Here is a 22,894-nt window from a genome sequence, read left to right as displayed (position 1 = left end):
GCGGAATGGAACTGCTCGGCTATCTCGTCGACGCGCTGACGCCCTTCAACCTGGTGCTGGCGCTGGCCGGGGTGATCCTCGGCACGGTGATCGGCGCCCTGCCCGGCCTCTCGGCCACGATGGCGGTGGCCGTGCTGGTTCCGTTCACCTTCACCATGGCCCCGGCCTCGGGCCTGATCGCGCTGGGGGCCATCTATACCGGCGCGATCTATGGCGGCGCCTTCGCGGCGATCCTCGTCAACACGCCCGGCACGCCGTCGTCGATCGCCACCACCTTCGACGGCTACCCGATGGCCAAGCGCGGTGACGGCGGGCTTGCCGTCACCCTCGCGACGCTGGCCTCGGTCGCCGGCGGGCTGGTGGGGGCGCTCGCGCTTCTGTTCCTTGCGCCGCCGCTGGCCCGCGTGGCGCTGGCCTTCGGGCCGCCCGAATACTTCTGGCTGGCCATCTTCGGGCTGACGCTGATCGCGGCGCTGTCGGTGGGCAACACGCTCAAGGGGCTGATCGGCGCCTGCCTCGGCCTCCTGCTGTCGATGGTCGGGGTCGCGGTGGTCGGCGGCGACGTGCGGCTGACCGGCGACATCCCCGCCTTCCTCGGCGGGATCGACGTGACCTCGGCGCTGATCGGGCTCTACTGCGTGCCGGTGATCCTCGACCTGGTGGCGACGCCCGAGAAGCACCTGCAGATCCTTCAGGACAATCGCGGCTTTCGCCTGCGCGAGGCCTCGCGCATCGCCTGGCGCTCGCGGCTCAACGTCCTGCGCTCGTCGGTGATCGGCACGGTGATCGGGATCCTTCCCGGCGCCGGCGGCTCGATCGCGGGGCTCGTGAGCTATACCGAGGCCCGCCGCGCCTCGCCCCGATCGGCCAATTTCGGCAAGGGCGAGCCCGACGGCGTGATCGCGACCGAGGCCGCGAACAACGCCACCGTCGGCGGCGGCTTCATCCCGACGCTGGTGCTGGGCATCCCCGGCACGCCGCCCGACGCGATCATCCTCGGCGCGCTCTTGGTGCAGGGGATCAAGATCGGGCCGCAGCTGTTCACCAGCGAGGCGGGCACCGTCTACACCTTCATCTACGGACTGCTGATCGCGACGCTGCTGATGCTGCCGGCGGGTCTGCTGATCGGGCGCTATGCCTATCGCTCGGTCGCCTCGTTCCCCAAGGCGCTGCTGGTGCCGACGGTGGCCTTCCTGACCGTCATCGGGTCCTTCGCGATCCATTCCAACACCTTCGACACGCAGATGATGTTCGTGCTGGGCGTGATCGCCTGGGGGCTGAACCGGCTGGGCTTCGCCCCCTCGCCGATCGTGCTGGGGCTGGTGCTGGGCCAGATCGCCGAACAGGGCTTCGTGCAGACCTGGCTGATCGGCAGCGCCACGCACAACCTGGCCGGGATGTATTTCGGCCGCCCGATCTCGCTCGGGATCCTGTGCGCCGCGCTGGTCACGCTGTGCTATCCGTTCTGGGCCGACCGCCGCGCCCGCCGGCGCGCCGCCGCCGCAGAGATGGGAGCCGAGACCGCCGCGACGCCCGAAGCCGCGACCGAGGCCAGCCACGCCCCGGCCGCGCGGCGCGGACGCCCGCTGGGCGTCATCGCGATCGCCGTGGCGCTGGTCGCGCTGGGCGCGCTGGCCCTGCGCGCCACGCTCGGGCTCAGCCCGATGGGCGCGGTCTTCCCGCGGGCGATCTCGGTGATGCTGATCGCGCTGTCGGCGGTGCTGCTGGTCGTCGCGACGACCGGGCGGACATCGGGCTACCAGCCGCAGCCCGGCGAGTCGCACCCCCGCCGCTGGGGCCTGGCGGCGGTGTTCGGGCTGTGGGTGTTCCTGATCCCGACCCTCGGCTTCGCCGCCGCGTCGCTCGCGGCCTTCCTCGCGATGATGCTGATCGCGGAATACGAGCGGCGCGCGCCCGCGACCTGGGCTTTGCGCGTCGCGATCGCCGTCGGGGTCGTCGCCGCCTTCACCTGGCTGATGTCGGACGTGCTGCTGCTGCGGCTGCCGGCCAGCCCCTTCCTCTGAACGGGACCACATGCAGATGACACGCTACAGGATCGCCGCCATCCCCGGGGATGGCATCGGCAAGGAAGTGATCGCGGCCGGGTTGCGCGTGCTCGGGGCGCTGGCGGCGCGCGACGGCGGCTTCGCGCTCGACGTGACGGAGTTCGACTGGGGATCGGATCGCTACAAGCGCGAGGGCGCGCTGATGCCCGAGGGCGGGGCCGAGCTGCTGCGCCCGTTCGACGCGATCTTCTTCGGCGCGGTCGGCGCGCCCGACGTGCCCGACCACCTGACGCTCTGGGGCCTGCGGCTGTCGATCTGCCAGCCGCTCGACCAATATGCCAACGTCCGCCCGACCCGGATCCTGCCCGGCATCCGCAGCCCGCTGCAGGGCGTCGGTGCGGGCGACCTCGACTGGGTGATCGTGCGCGAGAATTCCGAGGGCGAATATGCCGGACAGGGCGGGCGCAGCCATCGCGGCCAGCCGCACGAGATCGCGACCGAGGTGTCGATCTTCACCCGCGCCGGGGTCGAGCGGATCATGCGCCACGCCTTCGCGCTGGCGCGCTCGCGCCCCCGCAAGCTGCTGACGGTCGTCACCAAGTCGAACGCGCAGCGCCACGGCATGGTGCTGTGGGACGAGATCGCCGCCGAGGTCGCCCGCGACTTTCCCGACGTGACCTGGGACCGGATGCTGGTCGACGCGATGACCGTGCGGATGACGATGACCCCCGGATCGCTCGACACCATCGTCGCGACCAACCTGCATGCCGACATCCTGTCCGACCTCGCCGCGGCGCTGGCCGGATCGATCGGCATCGCGCCGACCGCGAACCTCAACCCCGAGGGGCGCGCCCCCTCGATGTTCGAGCCGATCCACGGCTCTGCCTTCGACATCACCGGCAAGGGCATCGCCAACCCGGTCGCGACCTTCTGGAGCGCCGCGATGATGATCGAGCACCTGGGCGAGCCCGCCGCCGCCGCGCGCCTGATGGCCGCGGTCGAGGCCGTGACCGCCGATGCCGCCCTGCACACCCCCGACCTCGGCGGAACCGCGACGACCGATCAGGTCACCGAGGCCGTCATCGGCGCGATCCGCGCCCGCAACCAGTGAGCCCTGCCATGACCGACAACAGCCTCAGGATCGCCGTCATCCCCGGTGACGGCATCGGCAAGGAAGTCGTGCCCGAAGGCCTTCGCGTGCTCGAGGCCGCGGGGCGCAGGCACGCGATCGGGCTTTCGTTCGACCGCTTCGACTTCGCGTCCTGCGACTATTACCAGGCGCATGGCGAGATGATGCCCGATGACTGGAAGGCCCGGATCGGCGGCCATGACGCGATCTTCTTCGGCGCGGTCGGCTGGCCCGAGACGGTGCCCGACCACGTCTCGCTCTGGGGCTCGCTGATCAAGTTCCGCCGCGATTTCGACCAGTATGTCAGCCTGCGCCCGGCCCGGCTGATGCCCGGCGTGCCCTCGCCGCTGGCCGGCCGCCGCCCCGGCGACATCGACATGATGATCGTGCGCGAGAACACCGAGGGCGAATATTCCTCGATCGGGGGGCGGATGTACCCGGACACCGAGCGCGAGATCGTCGTGCAGGAGACGGTGATGAGCCGCACCGGCGTCGACCGGATCCTGCGCTACGCCTTCGACTTGGCACTGTCGCGCAGCGGCCGGCTGACATCGGCCACGAAGTCGAACGGGATCTCGATCACGATGCCCTACTGGGACGAACGCGTGGCGGAGATGGCGAAATCCTACACCGGCGTCACCGTCGACAAGTACCACATCGACATCCTGACCGCGTTCTTCGTGCTGCATCCCGACCGCTTCGACGTCGTCGTCGCCTCGAACCTCTTCGGCGACATCCTGTCCGATCTCGGGCCGGCCTGCACCGGCACGATCGGCATCGCGCCCTCGGGCAACATCAACCCCGAGCGGCGATTCCCCTCGCTGTTCGAGCCGGTCCACGGCTCGGCCCCCGACATCGCCGGCAAGGGCATCGCCAACCCGGTCGGGCAGGTCTGGGCGGGCGCGATGATGCTCGACCACCTTGGCCACCCCGAGGCGGCGGCGGCGATCCTGCGCGCGATCGAGGAGGTGCTGGCCTCGCCCGCGCATCGCACCGCCGACCTTGGCGGCAGCGCCGACACCGAGACCTGCGGCAAGGCGATCGCGGATGCGCTGGGATGAGCGGCGCGTCGGACCGCGCGCTGCTGCGCGCCCTGTTCGACGCGGCGGTCGCGGCGGCGCAGCCGGCGCGCGCCCTGCCGCCGGCGCTGCCGCCCCGGCCGGACACGGGCCGCGTCGTCGTGGTGGGCGCGGGCAAGGCGGCGGCGGCGATGGCGGCGGCGCTCGAGCAGGCCTGGGGCCCGTGCGAGGGCCTCGTGGTCACGCGCTACGGCCAGTCGGTGCCCTGTGACGGCATCCGCGTGCCCTGTGACGGCATCCGCGTGCGCGAGGCGGCGCATCCCGTCCCCGACGCCGCCGGCACCGCCGCCGCGGCCGAGATGCTGGCGCTGGCGCAGGGCCTTGGCGCCGGCGACACGATGGTCGCGCTGATCTCGGGCGGGGCCTCGTCGCTTCTGTCGCTGCCCGTCCCCGGCGTGACCGCGGCGGAGAAGGCCGCGCTCACGCAGGCGCTGCTTGCCTCGGGCGCGCCGATCGAGGCGATGAACTGCGTGCGCCGCCATGTCTCGGCGATCAAGGGCGGGCGGCTCGCCGCGGCGGCGCATCCGGCGCGGGTGGTGACGCTGCTGATCTCGGACGTGCCCGGCGACGATCCGGCCGCCATCGGCTCGGGCCCCACGGTCGGCGATCCGACGACGCTGGCCGAGGCGCGGGCGATCCTCGCGCGCCACGGCATCGATCCGCCGCCGGGCATCGCCGCCGCGCTGGCCGATCCGGCGAACGAGACGCCGCCGCCCGGCGCCCCCCGGCTGGCCGCGACCGAGACCCGCATCGTCGCCTCGCCGCAGCGCTCGCTTCTGGCGGCGGCCGCCGTCGCGACGGTGCCCTGCCACCTCTTGGGCGACGCGATCGAGGGCGAGGCGCGCGAGGTCGGCCGCGCCTTCGGCGGCCTCGCCCGTGCCGCGGCCTGCGGCCACAGCGGCTTCGCGGCGCCGTGCATCCTGCTCAGCGGCGGCGAGACCACCGTCACCCTGCGTCCCGGCGCCGAAGGCCGGGGCGGGCGCAACGTCGAGTTCCTGATGGGCCTTGCCGAGGCGATCGGCGGGATCGAGGGGATCACCGCGCTCGCCGCCGACACCGACGGCGTCGACGGCGCAGCCGAGGTCGCGGGGGCCTTCGTCGACGGCGGCACCGCCGCCCGCGCCCGCGCCGCGGGCCTGCCGCTGCCCGAGGCGATGCGCGCGCACGACGGCCACGGCCTGTTCAAGCGGCTCGGCGACCAGCTGGTCACCGGGCCGACCGGCACCAATGTGAACGACTTCCGGGCCATCCTCATCCGCTGACCCCGCCCCCGCCCCGACGTCCGCCCGGCGCGCAGGCCGCGCGCCGGACCCTTCCGTGCCGGACCCGGTCCGGCGCCCCCCGTCGCACAAGGAGCCAACCATGCGCATCATCGACATCCGCGAAGTGACCAAGCCGATCGCCTCGCCGATCCGCAACGCCTACATCGATTTCTCGAAGATGACCGCCAGCCTCGTCGCCGTCGTCACCGACCAGGTGCGCGACGGGCGACGGGTGGTGGGCTACGGCTTCAACTCGAACGGCCGCTACGGCCAGGGCGGGCTGATCCGCGAGCGGTTCCGCGACCGCGTGCTCGAGGCCAGCCCCGACAGCCTGCTGACCGAGGCCGGCGACAACCTCTGCCCGCACCGGATCTGGTCGGCGCTGATGACGAACGAGAAGCCCGGGGGCCACGGCGAACGCTCGGTCGCGGTCGGGACCATCGACATGGCGGTCTGGGACGCGGTCGCCAAGATCGCCGGACAGCCGCTGTTCCGCCTGCTGGCCGCGCAGAAGGGGCGCGAGGCCGATCCGCGGGTCTTCGTCTATGCCGCCGGCGGCTATTACTATCCCGGCAAGGACGACACCCAGCTGCGCGCCGAGATGCGCAGCTATCTCGACCGCGGCTACACGGTGGTGAAGATGAAGATCGGCGGCGCCCCCCTCGACGAGGACCGCCGCCGGATCGAGGCCGTGCTCGACGAGATCGGCACCGAGGCGCGGCTGGCCGTCGATGCCAACGGCCGGTTCGACCTCGAGACGGCGATCGCCTATGCCAGGATGCTCCGCGCCTATCCGCTGTTCTGGTACGAGGAGGCGGGCGATCCGCTGGACTACGGCCTGCAGGCGGCGCTGGCCGGGTTCTATCCCGGGCCGATGGCGACCGGCGAGAACCTCTTTTCGCACCAGGACGCGCGCAACCTGATCCGTCACGGCGGCCTGCGCCCCGACCGCGACTGGCTGCAGTTCGACTGCGCGCTGTCCTACGGCCTGGTCGAGTACCTGCGCACGCTCGAGGTGCTCGAGCAGGCCGGCTGGTCGCCCGCGCGCTGCATTCCGCATGGCGGGCACCAGATGTCGCTCAACATCGCGGCGGGTCTCGGGCTTGGCGGCAACGAGAGCTATCCCGATCTGTTCCAGCCCTATGGCGGCTTCCCGGACGGGGTGCGGGTCGAGGACGGCCACATCACGATGCCCGAGCTTCCGGGGATCGGCTTCGAGGGCAAGTCGGACCTGATATCGGTCATGCGCGACCTCGCGGCCTAGGCCGCATCGGTCCGGCGCCAGCGGCGTGGTGCACGGGTTTGCACGAGGGCCGGTGCAGAGCGCCCTCGGCGCGCCCCCCGCCGCGCCCGGGCCGACTCTCCGCCACGGGCCGGGCCGAGCGGACCCTTTCGGGGGGCCGCCCCATCGCCCCGCGAGCGGCAAAGACCACGGCCATGCCGCAAGGCTGTCCGGCCGGCCGCTTCAGGGCACGGCGCCGACCGGTGTCGATCGCGCGCAGCGGACGGAACGGGGCAGCCCCGGACCGCGGCCGTGACTGAGCGCCGAACCGGAGGCAGGCCTTGCGGGGTTCGGCGGCGACCCGGCTCTGATCGATCTCCCGGTGCCCCCCATGATGAGGGCAGAGGGCATCCCTGCCCTGCGGTGCCGTGTCTGGCGTCGTCTCCAAATGTGATCCGCATCTCGTGACGGGAAGCGCTCTTCGCATTTTGCGCCACAGGACTGGTCTTCGGCGCCTCGTCTCCCGGTTTTCCGGGCGTCTAGATCATGCGTCGGGCCACCCTCTCCGGCCGGACGCGGCCAACGCCCGGGCAGTTTCGCAAACGCTTGCGCCCGGCGTGGCGGTCCATGCCGTGATCGAGCCATGACGCATCCGCCCCAACCCGATGTCGACAGGGCGAGGGATGGCAAGCTGGTGCGCCCGCCGCCGCTTCCGACGCAGCGGGCGTCTCCGGCCTGTCTCGGCCCCACTCCGGGTCGCCGACGCGCGCGCGCCCAGCGTCTTCGCGTCGCGTTGCCCTGACGTCTTCGCCGGTTGCGCGCCTTGCAGACCGTCCTCCAGACCGGACGCGTCGAGGGTGACCGCCTCTGGGCTCGCACCGCCCCGCTGATCGCGACCGCGATGATCCATGGTGACGCGCCATCCAAGGGTCCGAAGGCGACCCTCGCCGCGATCGCCGCCACGCACCGCGAGCTATGCCCCCCCGGACGATGCGCGGCGCCAGCGCGAGAGCGAAACGCTTTCCCGCTGTCCTCGCGCGCCTGCGGTCGGGCCAGCCGGGCGCCGTATCGTGGCCGTGCCCCCTGTCGCGCAGCCGCTCTGGGTCGTGACTGCCCGTCGCAGACACGTTTCCGAACGCCGACCGATCCGGGCGCTCCGGCGCGCCGGGCGGTCGCGTGCCGCACCGGGGGCCCGCATCCGACCGGGCCGGTCGCGGCGACGGGTTTGCCGACCCCAAATGCCTGGCGCAATTGCAGAAGGCGCCGCACGATGGTGCAGCGCCTTCAGGGAATTCATGGTGGGTGATGAGGGATTTGAACCCCCGACATCTTCGATGTGAACGAAGCGCTCTACCACTGAGCTAATCACCCGGTAGCGGGGGTATTAGCGGCAGACAGCCGGGGCTGCAAGAGGTCCCTGCAGGATTCTTTCGCTTGCCCCTCGGGCAGCGCGACAGGCCCCGCATCGACCGGCACCGGGCGATGTCGGCCGCCTTCTCGGCGCCCCCGCGGGGCGCCTGTGCCACCAAAGCCCGCCGTCGGCGCGCAGGCCCGGCAGACCAGGAATTTGGCCCGGATCACGGCACGGCAGGGGGCTTGATGCCCCTGCCCCTGCGCGTTCGGCGCGGCGTCGGACGCGGCGCGGCGAGCGTCCGCGCCCGGGACCCGAGCGCCGCCTCTGGACCATCGCGGCCCGGATGCCGACCCCGCGTCGGCACCGGTCGCCGCGGAAGGCGGCGCCGCGTCGCCCGCGGCGGGGGCCGGGCGGCAGCGCCTGCCCGGCCCGGAGGCGCGCAGCAAAAAGGGCGCCCGGGGGCGCCCTTTCCTGTCGATGGTGCCGGCGTCAGTGCGCCGTGGCGCCCGGCGCGTCGGGCTTGGCGGCGGCGCGGGCCAGCGCGGCGGCCTCCTCGGCCGCCTCGTCCCATTCGATCGCCTCGGGCTGGCGCACCAGCGCGCGGGCCAGAACCTCGCGCACATGGGTCACCGGCACGATCTCCAGCCCCTGCTTCACGCTGTCGGGCAGCTCGGGCAGGTCCTTGGCGTTCTCCTCGGGGATGAACACCGTGGTGATGCCGCCGCGCAGCGCCGCCAGCAGCTTCTCCTTCAGCCCGCCGATCGCCATGGCGTTGCCGCGCAGGCTGACCTCGCCGGTCATGGCGATGTCCTTGCGCACCGGGATCCCGGTCAGGACCGAGACGATCGAGGTCACCATCGCGAGGCCGGCCGAGGGGCCGTCCTTCGGCGTCGCGCCGTCCGGCACGTGGACGTGGATGTCGATCGCGTCGAACTTCGGCGGCTTGACCCCGATCGAGGGCGCGATCGAGCGCACGTAGCTCGACGCCGCATCGATCGATTCCTTCATCACGTCGCCCAGTTTCCCGGTCGTCTTCATCCGGCCCTTGCCCGGCAGCTTCAGCGCCTCGATCTGCAGCAGGTCACCGCCCACCGAGGTCCAGGCAAGCCCGGTCACCACGCCGACCTGGTCCTCTTTCTCGGCCAGGCCGTAGCGATGGCGCTTCACGCCGAGGAAGTCCTCGAGGTTCTCGGGCGTCACCGTGACCTTGTCGGCCTCCTTCTTCAGGATCTGCGTGACCGCCTTGCGCGCCAGCTTGGCCATCTCGCGCTCGAGGTTGCGCACCCCGGCCTCGCGGGTGTAGCTGCGCACGATCTCGGTCAGCGCCGCGTCCGTGACCGCGAACTCGCCCTTCTTCAGGCCGTGGTTCTTGATCTGCTTGGGCAGCAGGTGCTGCTTGGCGATCTCGAGCTTTTCCTCTTCCGTGTAGCCGGCGAGAGAGATGATCTCCATCCGGTCGAGAAGCGGCCCCGGCATGTTGTAGCTGTTGGCCGTGGTCAGGAACATCACGTTCGACAGGTCGTATTCCACCTCGAGATAGTGGTCGACGAAGGTCGCGTTCTGTTCCGGGTCCAGCACCTCGAGCATGGCGCTTGCCGGGTCTCCGCGGAAGTCCTGGCCCATCTTGTCGATCTCGTCGAGCAGGATCAGCGGGTTGGTGGTCTTGGCCTTCTTCAGCGCCTGGATGATCTTGCCGGGCATCGAGCCGATGTAGGTCCGCCGGTGGCCGCGGATCTCCGACTCGTCGCGGACACCGCCGAGCGAGATGCGGATGAACTCGCGCCCCGTGGCCTTCGCCACCGACCGGCCAAGCGAGGTCTTGCCCACGCCCGGAGGACCGACGAGGCACAGGATCGGGCCCTTGAGCTTGGTCGAGCGGGCCTGCACGGCCAGATACTCGACGATCCGCTCCTTGACCTTCTCAAGCCCGAAGTGGTCGTGGTTCAGCACGTCCTCGGCCAGCTTGAGGTCCTTCTTGACCTTGGACTTGGTGCCCCACGGCAGGCTCAGCATCCAGTCGAGGTAGTTGCGCACGACCGTGGCCTCGGCCGACATCGGCGACATCGACTTCAGCTTCTTCAGCTCGGCCGCGGCCTTGTCGGCGGCTTCCTTGCTGAACTTGGTCTTGGCGATCTTCTCCTCCAGCTCGGCGATCTCGTTCTGGCCGTCCTCGCCATCGCCCAGCTCGCGCTGGATCGCCTTCATCTGCTCGTTGAGGTAGTACTCGCGCTGGGTCTTCTCCATCTGCGACTTGACGCGGGTCTTGATCTTCTTCTCGACCTGCAGGACCGACATCTCGCCCTGCATCAGGCCATAGACCTTCTCCAGCCGCTCGGCGACGTCGAGCGTCTCCAGAAGCTCCTGCTTCTGGCCGACGTCGATCCCCAGATGGCCGGCCGACACGTCGGCAAGCTTGGCCGGGTCGCGCGCCTCGGCGACGGCGGTCAGCGCCTCTTCGGGGATGTTCTTCTTGACCTTGGCATAGCGCTCGAACTCCTCGCCGACGGAACGCACCAGCGCGCGCACCGTGTCGGCATCGCCGTCGGTCTCGGTCAGGAATTCGGCCTTCGCCTCGAAGAACTGCTCGTTGTCGACGAACTCGGTGATCTTCACGCGCGCCCGGCCCTCGACCAGCACCTTCACGGTGCCGTCGGGCAGCTTCAGCAGCTGCAGCACGGCCGCGAGCACGCCGGTGCGATAGATGCCCTCGGCGGTCGGGTCGTCGATCGCGGGGTCGATCTGGCTCGACAGCAGGATCTGCTTGTCGTCGGCCATCACCTCCTCAAGCGCCCGCACCGATTTCTCTCGGCCCACGAACAGCGGGACCACCATGTGCGGGAAGACCACGATGTCGCGCAGCGGCAGCACCGGATAGCTGGTGGCAAGGGGTTCGTTCATGCTCAATCCTCTCTGGCAGGAGGGCAACCGGCCCCGCTTCACGGCGACCATCGGCCCTCCCCGTCTGTCCGGCTCTTCTGAACCGTCCGGTCCAATATCTGGGGGGCCGATCCCCCCGTTTCAACCGGACCCGGGCACGGGTTGTCGGCCAGAGTAGCGCCCCATCCCCCCCGTCCGCAAGCAGGACCAATCGCGCTCCCGCCGGCCGCCACCGAAGGGCCCGACACGGGGGGGGGGCGACACCGGCCCAGACACGAGGGACGACGGGGGGCCGGCGGCGGGGCCCGGCAGCGGGGCCCGGACCGGCGGGGCCGGCGGCGTCGGCGACCGCCATCGCCAAAAAAGTGATCGGCGACAGGCAAAAGCCATTTTGTCGCAGCCCCGCGATCCTGCTAAAGACGCGCCCGTACCTGTGGGGCGGGTGCGAGAATCAGGGGACGTCGGGACCGAAAGGTCCTGTCAGGGAATTGACCATGCGCGCCACACCCGGACCGCGCGAGGCCGAACGCCTCGCGCTTCTGAATGAATTCGCCGTGCTCGACACGCCGGCCGAACCCGAATTCGACGAACTCACCGCCCTCGCGGCCGAGATCTGCGGCTGCCCGGTCGCGCTGGTCTCGATGGTCGGCAGCGACCGGCAGTGGTTCAAGTCGCACCACGGCACCGACCTGCAGGAAACCGGCACCGAGTACTCGGTCTGCACGCATGCGATCCTCGGGCCGGACCTGCTGCAGATCCCCGACACCCACCTCGATCCGCGCACCGCGGACAATCCCTTCGTGGGCACCGGCGGCACCTTGCGGTTCTACGCCGGCCAACCCCTGGTCTCGTCCGAGGGGCTGGCGCTGGGAACGCTGTGCGTGCTCGACCACGAGCCGCGCCGGCTCACCGATTTCCAGACCCGGGCGCTCGGGATCCTGTCGCGCCAGGTCATGGCCCAGCTCGAGCTGCGCCGCGCGCTCGCGCTCAAGGACACGATGGCGCGCGAGGTCGACCACCGGGTGAAGAACTCGCTGCAGCAGATCTCGTCGCTGATGCGGATGCAGGAGGCGGCCGTCGACCCGCTGGCCCGCCCCGCGATCGCCGCCGCGCGCCAGCGCATCGGCGCCGTCGCCCGCGTCCATGCCGAGATGCAGAAGACCAGCACCGGGCTGCTGCCGCTGGCCGATTTCCTCGACCACCTGACCGGGGACCTGTCGGAAAGCCTCGGCGGCAACCTCACGCTCGCCACCACCGGCCCCAACCTCGAGGTGCCGGTGGCGCTGGCCTCGGCTCTCGCGATCATCGTCAACGAATTCGTCGCCAACTCGATCAAGCACGGCTTCCCCGACGGGCGCGACGGCCGCGTCAGCATCGAGTGGTCGACGGTCGAGGGCGGCGGGCTGTCGTTCCACTTCGCCGATGACGGCATCGGCCACGAGGAGGGCACGCGCCCCGGTCTCGGCAGCCGGCTGATGCTGGCCTCGGCGATGCAACTCGGCGCCGCCTACGAGACCCGCAGCCGCCCCGGCGAGGGCACCTGGGTGCGCCTGCACCTGCCCGCCGCCGCGCTCGCCTCCACCCACGCCGCCTGATCCGCGCGGGCTGACCTGCCCGACCCGCACGGCCCGACCCGAACGGCCCAGACCGCGAAGCCCGGCCGCCGGCAAGCGCCTCCGCGGCCCCGGCGCGGCCCCGGGCGCGCCCCCGGCGCGGCGGGCCATGCAGCCGCGGCATGGCCGGGTTGCGCCCGGCGCCGCGGGCCTGCCGGCGTCGATTGCGGGGGTCAGGACGGCCCCCTAGGGTCCCCCCGAGAGACGAGTCGGGGGGACCCCATGGCCATTCACGAACGCATCCGCAACCACGCCCTGCGCGACAAGGTGACCACCGCCGAGGCCGCGGCGGCGATGATCGGCGACGGCATGGTCGTCGGCATGTCGGGCTTCACCCGCGCGGGCGAGGCCAAGGCGGTGCCGCTGGCGCTGGCCGAACGGGCGAAGGCGGAGCCGCTGAAGATCACGCTGCTGACCGGCGCCTCGCTTGGCAACGACATCGACCGGCTGCTGACCGAGGCGGGGGCGCTCGCGCGGCGCATGCCGTTCCAGTCCGACGCGGGCCTGCGGCGCGCGATCAACGCGGGCGAGGTGATGTTCATCGACCAGCACCTGTCCGAAACCGTCGAACAGCTGCGCTCGCGCCAGATCCCGGGCGTCGACATCGCGGTGGTCGAGGCGGTGGCGATCCTGCCCGACGGCGGCATCGTGCCCACGACCTCGGTCGGCAACTCGGCCTCGTTCGCGATCCTCGCCGACAAGGTGATCGTCGAGCTGAACCTGAGCCAGCCGCTCTGGCTCGAGGGTCTGCACGACATCTACATCCCCCAGCGCCGCCCGGCCCGGATGCCGATCCCGGTGGTCACCTGCGACAGCCGCGTCGGCCTGCCCTACATCCCGATCCCGGCCGAGAAGATCGCCGCGATCGTGGTGACGCAGAACCACGACAGCGCCTCGACCGTCCTGCCCGCCGACCCCGAGACCGCCGCCATCGCCGGCCACCTGACCGAGCTGCTGAAGCACGAGGTCCGCGCCGGCCGGCTCGACGAGACGCTGGCGCCGCTGCAGGCGGGGATCGGCACGATCGCCAACGCGGTGATGCACGGGCTGATCGAGAGCCCCTTCCACGACCTCAGGATGTATTCCGAGGTGCTGCAGGATTCGACGTTCGAGCTGATGGATGCGGGCAAGATGACCTTCGCCTCGGGCTCGTCGATGACGCTCTCGGCCGCCTGCACCGAACGGGTGATGGCCGATTTCGCCCGCTACAAGCCGAAGCTGATCCTGCGCCCGCAAGAGATCTCGAACCACCCCGAGGTGATCCGGCGGCTGGGCATCATCGCGGTGAACACGGCGCTGGAATTCGACCTCTACGGCAACGTGAACTCAACCCATGTCGCGGGGACGCGGATGATGAACGGCATCGGCGGCTCGGGCGATTTCGCGCGCAACGCCTGGCTGTCGGTCTTCGTGACCAAGTCCACGGCCAAGGCCGGGGCGATTTCCTCGGTCGTGCCCTTCGTCAGCCATGTCGACCACACCGAGCATGACGTCGACATCCTGGTGACCGAACAGGGGCTGGCCGACCTGCGCGGCCTCGCACCCCGCGAACGCGCGCCGCTGATCATCGCCAACTGCGTCCACCCGGACTACCGCGACATGGCGCGCGATTACCTCGACCGCGCGACGGCGCGCGGCGGGCACACGCCGCACCTGCTCGACGAGGCGCTCGGCTGGCACCAGCGGCTTGAAACCGCCGGCACGATGCGGCAGTGACGCGCCCTGCCCCAAAGGCAGCAGAGAACACGGCACCGGACAACACGGCGGCGGGGAACTTCGCCTCCGCCCCGCGGTTGGCCGGATGACGCAAACGACGCGAGTCCCCCCTTGCCCGATCCCTCCCCACCCGAACCGGTCCCTGCCCGCGCAGACCGACGCGCCGACCGCCCCTCCGATCGCCCCGGGGTCCGTGGCGAGGACGGTGCCGAAAGCTGCGCCGCCGACCGGCCGGGCGCCGGCCCGGATGCGCTGCCCGATGACGGCGACCCGCGCGAGGGCGGCGACGCGCCCGAGGGCCTTGGCGGCGTGCTCGACCGGCTGCGCGGGCTGGGTGGCGAACACAGCGTCAGCATCGGGCGGGTGATGGACCGCCTCGGCACGGCCTCGTTCACGCCGGCGCTGGTGGTCCCGGCGGTGATCGTGGTCTCGCCGCTCAGCGGCATCCCGCTGCTGTCCTCGGTCTGCGGGCTGACGATCGCGCTGATCGCGGGGCAGATGCTGATCGGCAAGCGCGCGCTCTGGCTGCCGGGGGTGCTGCGGCGCCGGGCGGTGCCGGGGGCGCGGCTCGCCACCGCGCTGCGCTGGCTCGACCGCCCGGCCCGGTTCATCGACCGCTGGACCGGCCGCAGGCTGGGCCTGCTGGTGCACGCGCCGTTCTCGTGGCTGCTGCTGCTGGCGTGCTTCCTGTGCGGCGCGGTCATGCCGATGCTCGAGCTGGTGCCCTTCAGCTCGTCGATTCTCGGCAGCGCGGTGTCGCTGATGGCACTGGCGCTGCTGATCGGCGACGGGCTTCTCGCGCTCCTCGGCCTCGCGGCCATCGGCGGCGCGGTGACGCTGGGGCTGAACCTGCTGGTGGCCTGACCCCGCCCCCGCCTCGACTTTGCCGAAATATCCCGGGGGGCTGCGCGGCACGCGCAGCGGGGGCAGCGCCCCCTCCGCCGCCCGAGACCCCGCGCCGCGAGACCCCGCGCAGCCCGCCCCGATTCGACCTGACCTGCCCTGGCCCGACCCGGCCCGGAGCCGCTCAGAGCGGCTCGATGTCGCCCTCGGCCCTCAGCGCGTGGAACGCGGCGACGAAGGCGGCCAGCCGCCCCTCGGCGATGGCGCCGCGCAGGCCCGCCATCAGCTCCTGGTAATAGTGCAGGTTGTGCCAGGTCAGCAGCATGCCCGCGATCATCTCGCCCGCGCGGTAGACATGGTGCAGGTAGGCGCGGGAATAGCCGGTGCAGGCCGGGCAGGTGCAGGCCTCGTCGAGCGGGCGCGGATCGTCGGCATGGCGCGCGTTCTTCAGGTTCACCTGCCCGCGCCGGGTCCAGGCCTGCCCGGTGCGGCCCGACCGCGAGGGCAGAACGCAGTCCATCATGTCGATCCCGCGCTCGACCGCACCGACGATGTCGTCGGGCTTGCCCACGCCCATCAGGTAGCGCGGCTTGTCCTGCGGGAGGAAACCCGGCGCATAGTCGAGCACGCCGAACATCGCCGCCTGCCCCTCGCCGACCGCGAGCCCGCCGACGGCATAGCCGTCAAAGCCGATGCCCGTCAGCGCCGCGGCGCTCTCCTCGCGCAACGCGCGGGTGACCCCGCCCTGCATGATGCCGAACAGCGCGTGCCCGGGCCGGTCGCCGAAGGCATCGCGCGAGCGCTGCGCCCAGCGCATCGACAGGCGCATCGACTTCGCGACCTCGTCCTCGGTCGCGGGCAGCGCCGGGCATTCGTCGAAGGCCATGACGATGTCCGAGCCCAGAAGCTTCTGGATCTCCATGCTGCGCTCGGGGGAGAGGTGGTGCTTGGAGCCGTCGACATGGCTGGCGAAGGTCACGCCCTCCTCGGTCAGCTTGCGCAGGCCGGCGAGGCTCATCACCTGGAAGCCGCCCGAGTCGGTCAGGATCGGGCGCTCCCAGTTCATGAAGCGGTGCAACCCGCCCAGCCGCGCGACCCGCTCGGCCCCGGGGCGCAGCATCAGGTGATAGGTGTTGCCCAAGAGGATGTCGGCGCCGGTGGCGCGCACGCTCTCGGGCAGCATCGCCTTGACCGTGGCGGCGGTGCCGACGGGCATGAACGCCGGCGTGCGGATCTCGCCGCGGGGGGTCGAGATCACGCCGGTGCGCGCGGCGCCATCGGTCGCGTCGAGGCGGAAGCTGAAACGGTCGGTCATGGCACGGGCCCCCTTGGCGGACCCGCGCCTTCTATGACCGGGGCGCGCGCAAGGGAAGACCGGCGGAGCGGGGCTCTGCCCCGCACCCCGGGATATTTGCACAAAGTCGAGGACGAAACGCGCTCAGAACCCCAGCGCCATCCCGTCCTTGCGGCTGTCCGAGGCGCCGCGCAGCACGCCGGCCGCGCGGTCGATGCGGATCGCCTGGCTGCCGCCGATCGGCGAAGTGGCGACCTTCACCACGTGGCCGCGCGCCTCGAGGTCGCGGCGGACGGCCTCGGGCACGCCCGGTTCCACCTCGAGCGTGCCGCCGAAGGCGAAGCTGCGGGGCGCGTCCATCGCCGCCTGCAGGTCCAGGCCGCGGTCGAAGACGTTCGACAGGAACTGCGCATGGCCCGAGGCCTGGTACTGCCCGCCCATCACCCCGAAGGGCATGATCGCGTGGCCGTCCTTCATCACCATGCCGGGGATGATCGTGTGCATCGGCCGCTTCATCGGGCCAATCGCGTTCGGGTGGCCCTCGATCAGCCGGAACGAGGCGCCGCGCGAATGGAACAGCACCCCGGTGACCGGATCGAGCCGGGTCGAGCCGAAGCCGTGGAAGATCGAGTTGATGAACGAGATCGCGTTGCCCTCGGCATCGACCACGGTGAGGTAGATCGTGTCCTTGTGCTCGGGCTCGTCCCAGAGCGCGGGCGGCAGCGCCCGGTCCATGCGGATGCGCGCGCGCAGCGCGCCGATCACCTCGTCGGACAGGAGCCTGTCGGCCAGGCCCTCGCAGGCGGCGGGATCGGCGATCAGCGCGTCGCGGTGGTGATAGGCCAGCTTGCCGGCCTCGGCATGCAGGTGCAGCCGGTCGGCGAGCGGCACGTCGGGGCCCAGATCGAAGCCCTCGAGGATCTTCAGGATCACCAGCGCCGCCAGCCCCTGCCCGTTCGGCGGGCATTCGTAGATGTCGTGGCCGGCATAGCCGGCGTGGATCGGATCGGTCCAGAACGCGGCATCGGTGCCGTTGGCGAAGTCCTCGGCCGTGTGCAGACCGCCAAGCGCGGCGAGATGGCCGGCCATCGCGGCGCCGGTATCGCCGCGGTAGAAGGCGGCGGCGCCGCCGGTCGCGATCTCGCGCAGGCGCAGCGCGAGCTTCGGCTGGCGGATCACCTCGCCGGGTTCGGGGGCGCGGCCGCCGGGCAGGAACACCGCGGCGGCATGGGCGTCGCCGCCGATCAGCGCGGCATTGGCGGCCCAGTCCTGCGCCACACGCGGCGTCACCGGGAAGCCCGCCTCGGCATAGTGGATCGCACGTTCGAACAGCCGCGCGAGCGGGATCGTGCCATGGTCGCGGTGCAGCAGGCACCAGGCCGAGATCGCGCCCGGCACCGTCACCGAATGCGGCGAGGTCTGCGGAATCTCGTCGCCGAGGCCGGCGGCCTTCAGCGCGGCCACGCTCGCGGCGGCGGGCGCGCGGCCCGAGCCGTTGAGCGCCTTCACCGGCCCGCCCGCGGCGGCATAGAGCGCAAAGCAGTCGCCGCCGATCCCGGTCATCAGCGGGTCGACCACGCATTGCACCGCCACCGCCGCCAGCGCCGCGTCGACGGCCTTGCCGCCGATCCCCAGGATCTCGATCCCCGCCGCGGTCGACAGCGGGTGCGAGGTGGCGATCATCGCCTGCGGGGCGATCGTCTCGGGACGGCGGGCAGAGAAGAAGTCGTGCATGGGTGGCCTCGGGCAGGGAACGGCCCCCGCATCCTCCCCGGGTGCGGCTCGACCGGGCGGGTGTCCCGCCGCGCGCGATCCTGCAACACTCGCCGCCCGGGTGCAAACGGCGCGGCATCCGCGGAACGGACGCGCCGACGACGGCGCCTCGGGCCCCTGCGCCGACGAGCCTCCGGGCCTGTGCCTTCCGAGCCCCCCTCGCGCCCGGGGGACCGTCCGGCCCGGCCGTCACGTCACAGCGGCCCCGGTCTGCGCGGTGCGGGGCCTGACGCGACGGCGCGCGCGGCTTCGCCGGAATGCCGGCCCGGCGCGCAGCGCGGTCCCGACCCGCGCCATGCGCGGCGATGGGCCCGCAACGGGCTGGTAACCGCCCCGCGGCGCCGCGGACGCCAAACGGCGCGGGGGCGGCGGGCGGCGGCCGGCTTGCCCCCCGCGTTGCCGCGCTGCCGCCGCAGTGGTCTGCGTGCAGGGGGCCGTGCCCCCGCGCGGGGGCACCAAGGGTCCGGCGCGCCCCGCTGGCGCCGGCCTTCAGCCAGCGTCGAGGATGGCCGCCGCGCGATCGCCGCGCGGCTGACTGTCGCGCATCGGGCCGCCGCTGACCAAGACGCCGCGCGTGGGGCGGACTGCCGCGTGTCGGTCTGCCGGGTGTCGGACTGCCCCACGTCGGACTGCCCCGTGTCAGCTCCTCGCGTTCCGGGCCGCCGCGTGTCGGGCCGGGACGTGTGGGCCGGCAGATGTCAGCCACCATGTCAGGGGCCGCCTTGTGCGGGCCCGTCACGCACCAGACCGCCGAGCGTGAACCGGACGCGCGTCGGGCCGTCCGCGCACCGGACCGCCCTGCACCGAACCGCCCTGCAACGAACCACCGCGCGCCCGGCGGCCGCGTGTCAGGCCGGCGCGGGATCGGTGGCGGCGCGCTCGAGGATCAGCTCGACCGGGGCGATCACGCCATCGGCGAGCGCCGCGATCATGTTGGCGATCTTCGCCGGCGCCTCGGCCCCCAGCAGGCTGCCCAGACCGGGCGGTTGCGGCCGGCCCTCGGCCTTCGCCGCCTCGAGCGCCGCGCGCATCCGCGCGAAGAACGCCTTGGCGGCCTCGGCCCGGCTCTCGAGCGCGATCACCTCGAAGCCCGCCGCCTCGGCCAGCCGCCGGTAGGTCAGCGGCGTCTCGAGGAACGAGGCGCCCGGCCCCGAGGCCCAGGGCACCGGGAAGGCGGGCTGCCCCTCGCCCAGGCGCATCACCTCGTAGACCACGAAGCGGCCGCCGGGCCTGAGCACCCGCGCCGCCTCGGCCATCACCGCCGCCTTGTCGGCGATGTTCATGCCGACGTGGAACAGCATCGCCGCGTCGAAGCTGCCCGCGTCGAACGGCAGCTCGGTCGCGCTGCCCAGCACGAAGCGCGTGCGCCCGTCGAGCCCCGCGATCACCGACAGCGCCTCGGCCACGTCGCGAAACACCGGCGTCAGCTCGATCCCCGTGACCTCGGCCGCGGTCGCCTCGGCCACGTGCCGCGCGGGCCCGCCGACGCCCGAGCCGAGATCCAGCACCCGCCCCCCCGGCGCCACCCGCAGCTCGGGGATCAGCCGCTCGGTCGCCTCGGCGCCGTTGATGTGGAACTCGTCCACCGCCCGCAGCGATGCCGCCGGCAGGCTGCCCGGGCTGCGGTCGCTCACCCCGAGGCTGCCGAGCATCCGGTCCAGCAGCCCCTCGATCGCGTAATGCGACGTGATCTCGTCCTGCCCCGCCATGGTCCCTCCTCCACGCGACATGTCCCGGGCGATGCTAGCACGGATCGCGACGCCCGCGCCGGTCAAGATCGCGGCGCCTGCGCCGGGCCCGGATCGCGGCCGGCGCAGGCGCCGGACACCGCGCGCAAGGGCGCCCCGCCCGGGGCACGGCCCCCTTTGCGGCCGAGTCCCGGCGCGCGCCGCCGGCGCCGGCCGCGGCCCGTCCCCGCCCGCCGCGACGCGCGCCGCGCCGCCCGCCACGGCGAAATGAACGGATTCCGTGCAGGAAAGCGGCGGCAGCTGCCCTTTCCTCCCCGGGAGTGGTGGCGTATAACCCGGCCCCAGTACGGCTAAGCCCGCGCCAACAGCGGGTCGCATCACCCGAGGACGGCATGACCAAGAACCCCAACGAGCAGGACGTGGCCTTCATCCAGGCGCTCGCCGAGCTTCTGAACAAGAACGAGCTGACGGAACTGGCCGTGAAGCGCGAATACGGCGAGGACGACAGCCTCGAGGTCCGCGTCGTCAAGCAGCCCGCGGTCGCCGCCGCCCCGGTCTACATGCAGGCCCCCGCCGCCGCGCCGATGGCCGCGCCCGCCGCCGCCGCCCCGGCCGCCGCCGCCGCGCCCGCCGCCGCGCCCGAGGACCCCGCCAAGCACCCCGGCGCCGTGACCTCGCCCATGGTCGGCACCGCCTACCTGTCGCCCGAGCCGGGCGCCTCGGCCTTCGTCGCCGTGGGCTCGACCGTCACCGAGGGGCAGACGCTGCTGATCGTCGAGGCGATGAAGACCATGAACCACATTCCCGCGCCCAAGGCCGGGACCGTGAAGCGCATCCTCGTCGAGGACGGGACGCCCGTCGAATACGGCGCCCCCCTGATGATCATCGAGTGAGGCTGGCCTCGTGTTCGAGAAGATCCTGATCGCGAACCGTGGCGAGATCGCGCTTCGCGTGATCCGCGCCTGCCGGGAGATGGGCATCAAGTCGGTCGCGGTGCATTCCACCGCCGACTCGGACGCGATGCACGTGCGCATGGCCGACGAGTCGGTCTGCATCGGCCCGCCCTCGTCGTCGCAAAGCTACCTGTCGATCCCGGCGATCATCTCGGCCTGCGAGATCACCGGGGCCGAGGCGATCCACCCGGGCTACGGCTTCCTGTCCGAAAACGCGAGCTTCGTGCAGGCGCTGGAAGACCACGACATCGCCTTCATCGGCCCGACCGCGGAACACATCCGCATCATGGGCGACAAGATCACCGCCAAGGACACGATGAAGCGCCTGGGCGTGCCTTGCGTGCCCGGCTCGGACGGCGGCGTGGCGACGGTCGAGGAGGCGCTGACCGTGGCCGCCCAGATCGGCTACCCAGTGATCATCAAGGCCACCGCCGGCGGCGGCGGGCGCGGCATGAAGGTCGCCAAGACCGAGGCCGATCTCGAGGTCGCGTTCCGCACCGCGCGTTCGGAAGCGAAAGCCGCCTTCGGCAACGACGAAGTCTACATGGAGAAATACCTCCAGCGTCCGCGCCACATCGAGATCCAGGTCTTCGGTGACGGCAAGGGCAGCGCCGTGCATCTGGGCGAACGCGACTGCTCGCTGCAGCGCCGCCACCAGAAGGTGTTCGAGGAAGCCCCCGGCCCCTGCATCACGCCGGAACTGCGCGCGCGGATCGGCAAGACCTGCGCCGACGCGGTCGCGGCGATCAACTACATCGGCGCCGGCACGATCGAGTTCCTCTACGAGGACGGCGAGTTCTACTTCATCGAGATGAACACCCGCCTGCAGGTGGAACACCCGGTGACCGAGGGCATCTTCGGCGTCGACCTCGTGCGCGAACAGATCCGCGTCGCGGCCGGCCTGCCGATGTCCTTCGGCCAGGATGACCTGACGATCAACGGCCACGCGATCGAGGTGCGGATCAACGCCGAACGGCTGCCGAACTTCGCGCCCTGCCCGGGCAAGGTGAAGGTGTTCCACGCCCCCGGCGGCCTCGGCGTGCGGATGGATTCGGCGCTTTACGCCGGCTATTCGATCCCGCCCTACTACGACAGCCTGATCGGCAAGCTGATCGTGCACGGCCGCGACCGGCCCGAGGCGCTGGCGCGTCTCAAGCGCGCGCTGGGCGAGCTGATCGTCGACGGCGTCGACACCACGGTGCCGCTGTTCGACGCGCTGCTGGAGGAGCCCGACATCCTCGCCGGCGACTACTCGATCCACTGGCTCGAAAAGTGGCTCGCCGAGGCCTTCGCCTGATCCTGCCCCGCCCGGGGCAGACCACCGCCGGGGCGCCCTGCCGCGCCCCGGCGTCCGCCGCGCCCGCGCGACGCGCGCCCCGCCGCGCCCCGGATCTCGATCCGGCCCGGGACGACGCACGATGAGCGGGCTGCCCTTCGCATTGCGCGTGCTCTCGCTCTATGCCCAGGGCACCTTCCCGATGGCGCAAAGCCGCGACGACGGCGACCTGCACGTCATCGACCCCAAGGTCCGCGGGATCCTGCCGCTCGACGGGTTCCACATCTCGCGCTCGCTCGCGCGGCGGCTGCGGCGGGGCGAGTTCACCGCCACAACCGACACCGCCTTCGAAGAGGTGGTGACGCTCTGCGCCGACCGCGACGAGACCTGGATCAACGCCACCCTGCGCGAGGTCTACACCACCGCCCACCGGCTTGGCCGGGCGCATTCGCTCGAGGTCTGGCAGGACGGCCGGCTGGTCGGCGGCACCTTCGGCATCAGCCAGGGCGGCGCGTTCTTCGCCGAATCGATGTTCTCGAAGAAGACCGACGCGTCGAAGGCGGCGCTGGCATGGCTGGTGCAGCGGCTGACGACGCGCGGCTACACGCTGTGCGACACCCAGTTCCTGACCCCGCACCTCGCCTCGCTCGGCGGGATCGAGATCACGCGCACCGCCTTCCGCGAACGGCTGGCGCTGGCGCTCTCGCTCGATGTCAGCTTCGGGCCCGCGGGCCGGCTCTGCCCCGCCGCCAGCCTGCTTGGCCAACCCACTCGCTGACCGGCCTTCGTGGCGGTGACGCGGGCGGGCG

At 72.0% G+C, this 22,894-nt stretch carries 15 protein-coding genes and 1 tRNA gene; 11 read left to right on the top strand and 5 right to left on the bottom strand.

Translation table 11 applies throughout. The features are described 5' to 3' along the window. The first annotated feature begins 5 nt into the window (after nucleotides 1–5). The 5 genes from V8J39_RS02300 (at nucleotide 6) to V8J39_RS02280 (ending at nucleotide 6,740) form a co-directional block, all read left to right on the top strand. Complete coding sequence (locus tag V8J39_RS02300) at nucleotides 6–2,024, top strand: tripartite tricarboxylate transporter permease (RefSeq protein ID WP_336459250.1); 2,019 nt, start codon at nucleotides 6–8, stop codon at nucleotides 2,022–2,024. Between the two features lie 16 nt (nucleotides 2,025–2,040). Then, nucleotides 2,041–3,117, top strand: a complete 1,077-nt coding sequence (locus V8J39_RS02295) for a tartrate dehydrogenase (RefSeq protein WP_442902539.1) — start codon at nucleotides 2,041–2,043, stop codon at nucleotides 3,115–3,117. Nucleotides 3,118–3,125: 8 nt separating this feature from the next. Further along, a complete protein-coding gene (locus V8J39_RS02290; RefSeq protein WP_336459248.1) occupies nucleotides 3,126–4,196 on the top strand; it encodes a tartrate dehydrogenase in 1,071 nt (356 codons plus the stop codon). After that, a complete protein-coding gene (locus V8J39_RS02285) occupies nucleotides 4,193–5,476 on the top strand; it encodes a glycerate kinase type-2 family protein (protein ID WP_336459247.1) in 1,284 nt (427 codons plus the stop codon). Before V8J39_RS02290 ends, V8J39_RS02285 begins: the two co-directional genes overlap by 4 nt. A 100-nt stretch (nucleotides 5,477–5,576) precedes the next feature. Then, the gene (locus V8J39_RS02280) at nucleotides 5,577–6,740 is read left to right on the top strand and encodes a mandelate racemase/muconate lactonizing enzyme family protein (protein ID WP_336459246.1); all 1,164 of its coding nucleotides are present in this window, start codon (nucleotides 5,577–5,579) and stop codon (nucleotides 6,738–6,740) included. A gap of 1,254 nt (nucleotides 6,741–7,994) precedes the next feature. On the opposite strand, the gene V8J39_RS02275 is transcribed toward V8J39_RS02280, so the two are convergent. Further along, nucleotides 7,995–8,069 (bottom strand) — tRNA-Val (locus V8J39_RS02275). Between the two features lie 472 nt (nucleotides 8,070–8,541). After that, entirely contained in the window at nucleotides 8,542–10,950 is a 2,409-nt protein-coding gene (lon, locus tag V8J39_RS02270; RefSeq protein ID WP_336459245.1) for an endopeptidase La, read from the bottom strand. A gap of 473 nt (nucleotides 10,951–11,423) precedes the next feature. Between lon and V8J39_RS02265 the strand changes: the two genes are divergently transcribed. The 3 genes from V8J39_RS02265 to V8J39_RS02255 all read left to right on the top strand — a co-directional run bounded on the left by V8J39_RS02265 (nucleotide 11,424) and on the right by V8J39_RS02255 (nucleotide 15,122). Then, the gene (locus tag V8J39_RS02265; protein WP_336459244.1) at nucleotides 11,424–12,524 is read left to right on the top strand and encodes a histidine kinase dimerization/phosphoacceptor domain -containing protein; all 1,101 of its coding nucleotides are present in this window, start codon (nucleotides 11,424–11,426) and stop codon (nucleotides 12,522–12,524) included. A gap of 240 nt (nucleotides 12,525–12,764) precedes the next feature. Next, a complete protein-coding gene (locus tag V8J39_RS02260) occupies nucleotides 12,765–14,258 on the top strand; it encodes an acetyl-CoA hydrolase/transferase family protein (protein ID WP_336459243.1) in 1,494 nt (497 codons plus the stop codon). A 111-nt stretch (nucleotides 14,259–14,369) separates the two neighbouring features. Continuing rightward, the gene (locus V8J39_RS02255; protein WP_336459242.1) at nucleotides 14,370–15,122 is read left to right on the top strand and encodes an exopolysaccharide biosynthesis protein; all 753 of its coding nucleotides are present in this window, start codon (nucleotides 14,370–14,372) and stop codon (nucleotides 15,120–15,122) included. Between the two features lie 163 nt (nucleotides 15,123–15,285). Here V8J39_RS02255 and tgt read toward each other — a convergent pair whose 3' ends face one another. The 3 genes from tgt to V8J39_RS02240 form a co-directional block, all read right to left on the bottom strand. Further along, complete coding sequence (tgt, locus tag V8J39_RS02250; RefSeq protein ID WP_336459241.1) at nucleotides 15,286–16,416, bottom strand: tRNA guanosine(34) transglycosylase Tgt; 1,131 nt, start codon at nucleotides 16,414–16,416, stop codon at nucleotides 15,286–15,288. 123 nt (nucleotides 16,417–16,539) lie between these two features. Continuing rightward, nucleotides 16,540–18,129 carry a gamma-glutamyltransferase family protein gene (locus V8J39_RS02245; protein ID WP_336459240.1) on the bottom strand — a complete coding sequence of 530 codons (1,590 nt, stop codon included), beginning with the start codon at nucleotides 18,127–18,129 and terminating at the stop codon, nucleotides 16,540–16,542. Nucleotides 18,130–19,016: 887 nt separating this feature from the next. Then, nucleotides 19,017–19,877 carry a class I SAM-dependent methyltransferase gene (locus V8J39_RS02240; protein ID WP_336459239.1) on the bottom strand — a complete coding sequence of 287 codons (861 nt, stop codon included), beginning with the start codon at nucleotides 19,875–19,877 and terminating at the stop codon, nucleotides 19,017–19,019. 371 nt (nucleotides 19,878–20,248) lie between these two features. Between V8J39_RS02240 and accB the strand changes: the two genes are divergently transcribed. From accB to aat, 3 genes are all read left to right on the top strand, one after another. After that, complete coding sequence (gene accB / locus V8J39_RS02235) at nucleotides 20,249–20,749, top strand: acetyl-CoA carboxylase biotin carboxyl carrier protein (RefSeq protein WP_336459238.1); 501 nt, start codon at nucleotides 20,249–20,251, stop codon at nucleotides 20,747–20,749. Nucleotides 20,750–20,759: 10 nt separating this feature from the next. Then, the gene (accC, locus tag V8J39_RS02230) at nucleotides 20,760–22,106 is read left to right on the top strand and encodes an acetyl-CoA carboxylase biotin carboxylase subunit (RefSeq protein ID WP_336459237.1); all 1,347 of its coding nucleotides are present in this window, start codon (nucleotides 20,760–20,762) and stop codon (nucleotides 22,104–22,106) included. Between the two features lie 121 nt (nucleotides 22,107–22,227). Next, the gene (gene aat, locus V8J39_RS02225; protein WP_336459236.1) at nucleotides 22,228–22,863 is read left to right on the top strand and encodes a leucyl/phenylalanyl-tRNA--protein transferase; all 636 of its coding nucleotides are present in this window, start codon (nucleotides 22,228–22,230) and stop codon (nucleotides 22,861–22,863) included. The last annotated feature ends 31 nt before the right edge of the window (nucleotides 22,864–22,894 follow it).

This window comes from Frigidibacter sp. MR17.24 (genome assembly GCF_037095655.1).
Taxonomy (GTDB): Bacteria; Pseudomonadota; Alphaproteobacteria; order Rhodobacterales; family Rhodobacteraceae; genus Frigidibacter.
The sequence above is the reverse complement of the archived record's forward strand: the minus strand, read 5'-3'. Positions and strand labels throughout refer to the sequence as shown.

Excerpts from the sequence above, each read along its gene's own strand:
- V8J39_RS02300 (WP_336459250.1), top strand. The coding sequence starts at position 6 with ATGGAACTGCTCGGCTATCTCGTCGACGCGCTGACGCCCTTCAACCTG.
- V8J39_RS02295 (WP_442902539.1), top strand. The coding sequence starts at position 2,041 with ATGACACGCTACAGGATCGCCGCCATCCCCGGGGATGGCATCGGCAAG.
- V8J39_RS02290 (WP_336459248.1), top strand. The coding sequence starts at position 3,126 with ATGACCGACAACAGCCTCAGGATCGCCGTCATCCCCGGTGACGGCATC.
- V8J39_RS02285 (WP_336459247.1), top strand. The coding sequence starts at position 4,193 with ATGAGCGGCGCGTCGGACCGCGCGCTGCTGCGCGCCCTGTTCGACGCG.
- V8J39_RS02280 (WP_336459246.1), top strand. The coding sequence starts at position 5,577 with ATGCGCATCATCGACATCCGCGAAGTGACCAAGCCGATCGCCTCGCCG.
- lon (WP_336459245.1), bottom strand. The coding sequence starts at position 10,950 with ATGAACGAACCCCTTGCCACCAGCTATCCGGTGCTGCCGCTGCGCGAC.
- V8J39_RS02265 (WP_336459244.1), top strand. The coding sequence starts at position 11,424 with ATGCGCGCCACACCCGGACCGCGCGAGGCCGAACGCCTCGCGCTTCTG.
- V8J39_RS02260 (WP_336459243.1), top strand. The coding sequence starts at position 12,765 with ATGGCCATTCACGAACGCATCCGCAACCACGCCCTGCGCGACAAGGTG.
- tgt (WP_336459241.1), bottom strand. The coding sequence starts at position 16,416 with ATGACCGACCGTTTCAGCTTCCGCCTCGACGCGACCGATGGCGCCGCG.
- V8J39_RS02245 (WP_336459240.1), bottom strand. The coding sequence starts at position 18,129 with ATGCACGACTTCTTCTCTGCCCGCCGTCCCGAGACGATCGCCCCGCAG.
- V8J39_RS02240 (WP_336459239.1), bottom strand. The coding sequence starts at position 19,877 with ATGGCGGGGCAGGACGAGATCACGTCGCATTACGCGATCGAGGGGCTG.
- accB (WP_336459238.1), top strand. The coding sequence starts at position 20,249 with ATGACCAAGAACCCCAACGAGCAGGACGTGGCCTTCATCCAGGCGCTC.
- aat (WP_336459236.1), top strand. The coding sequence starts at position 22,228 with ATGAGCGGGCTGCCCTTCGCATTGCGCGTGCTCTCGCTCTATGCCCAG.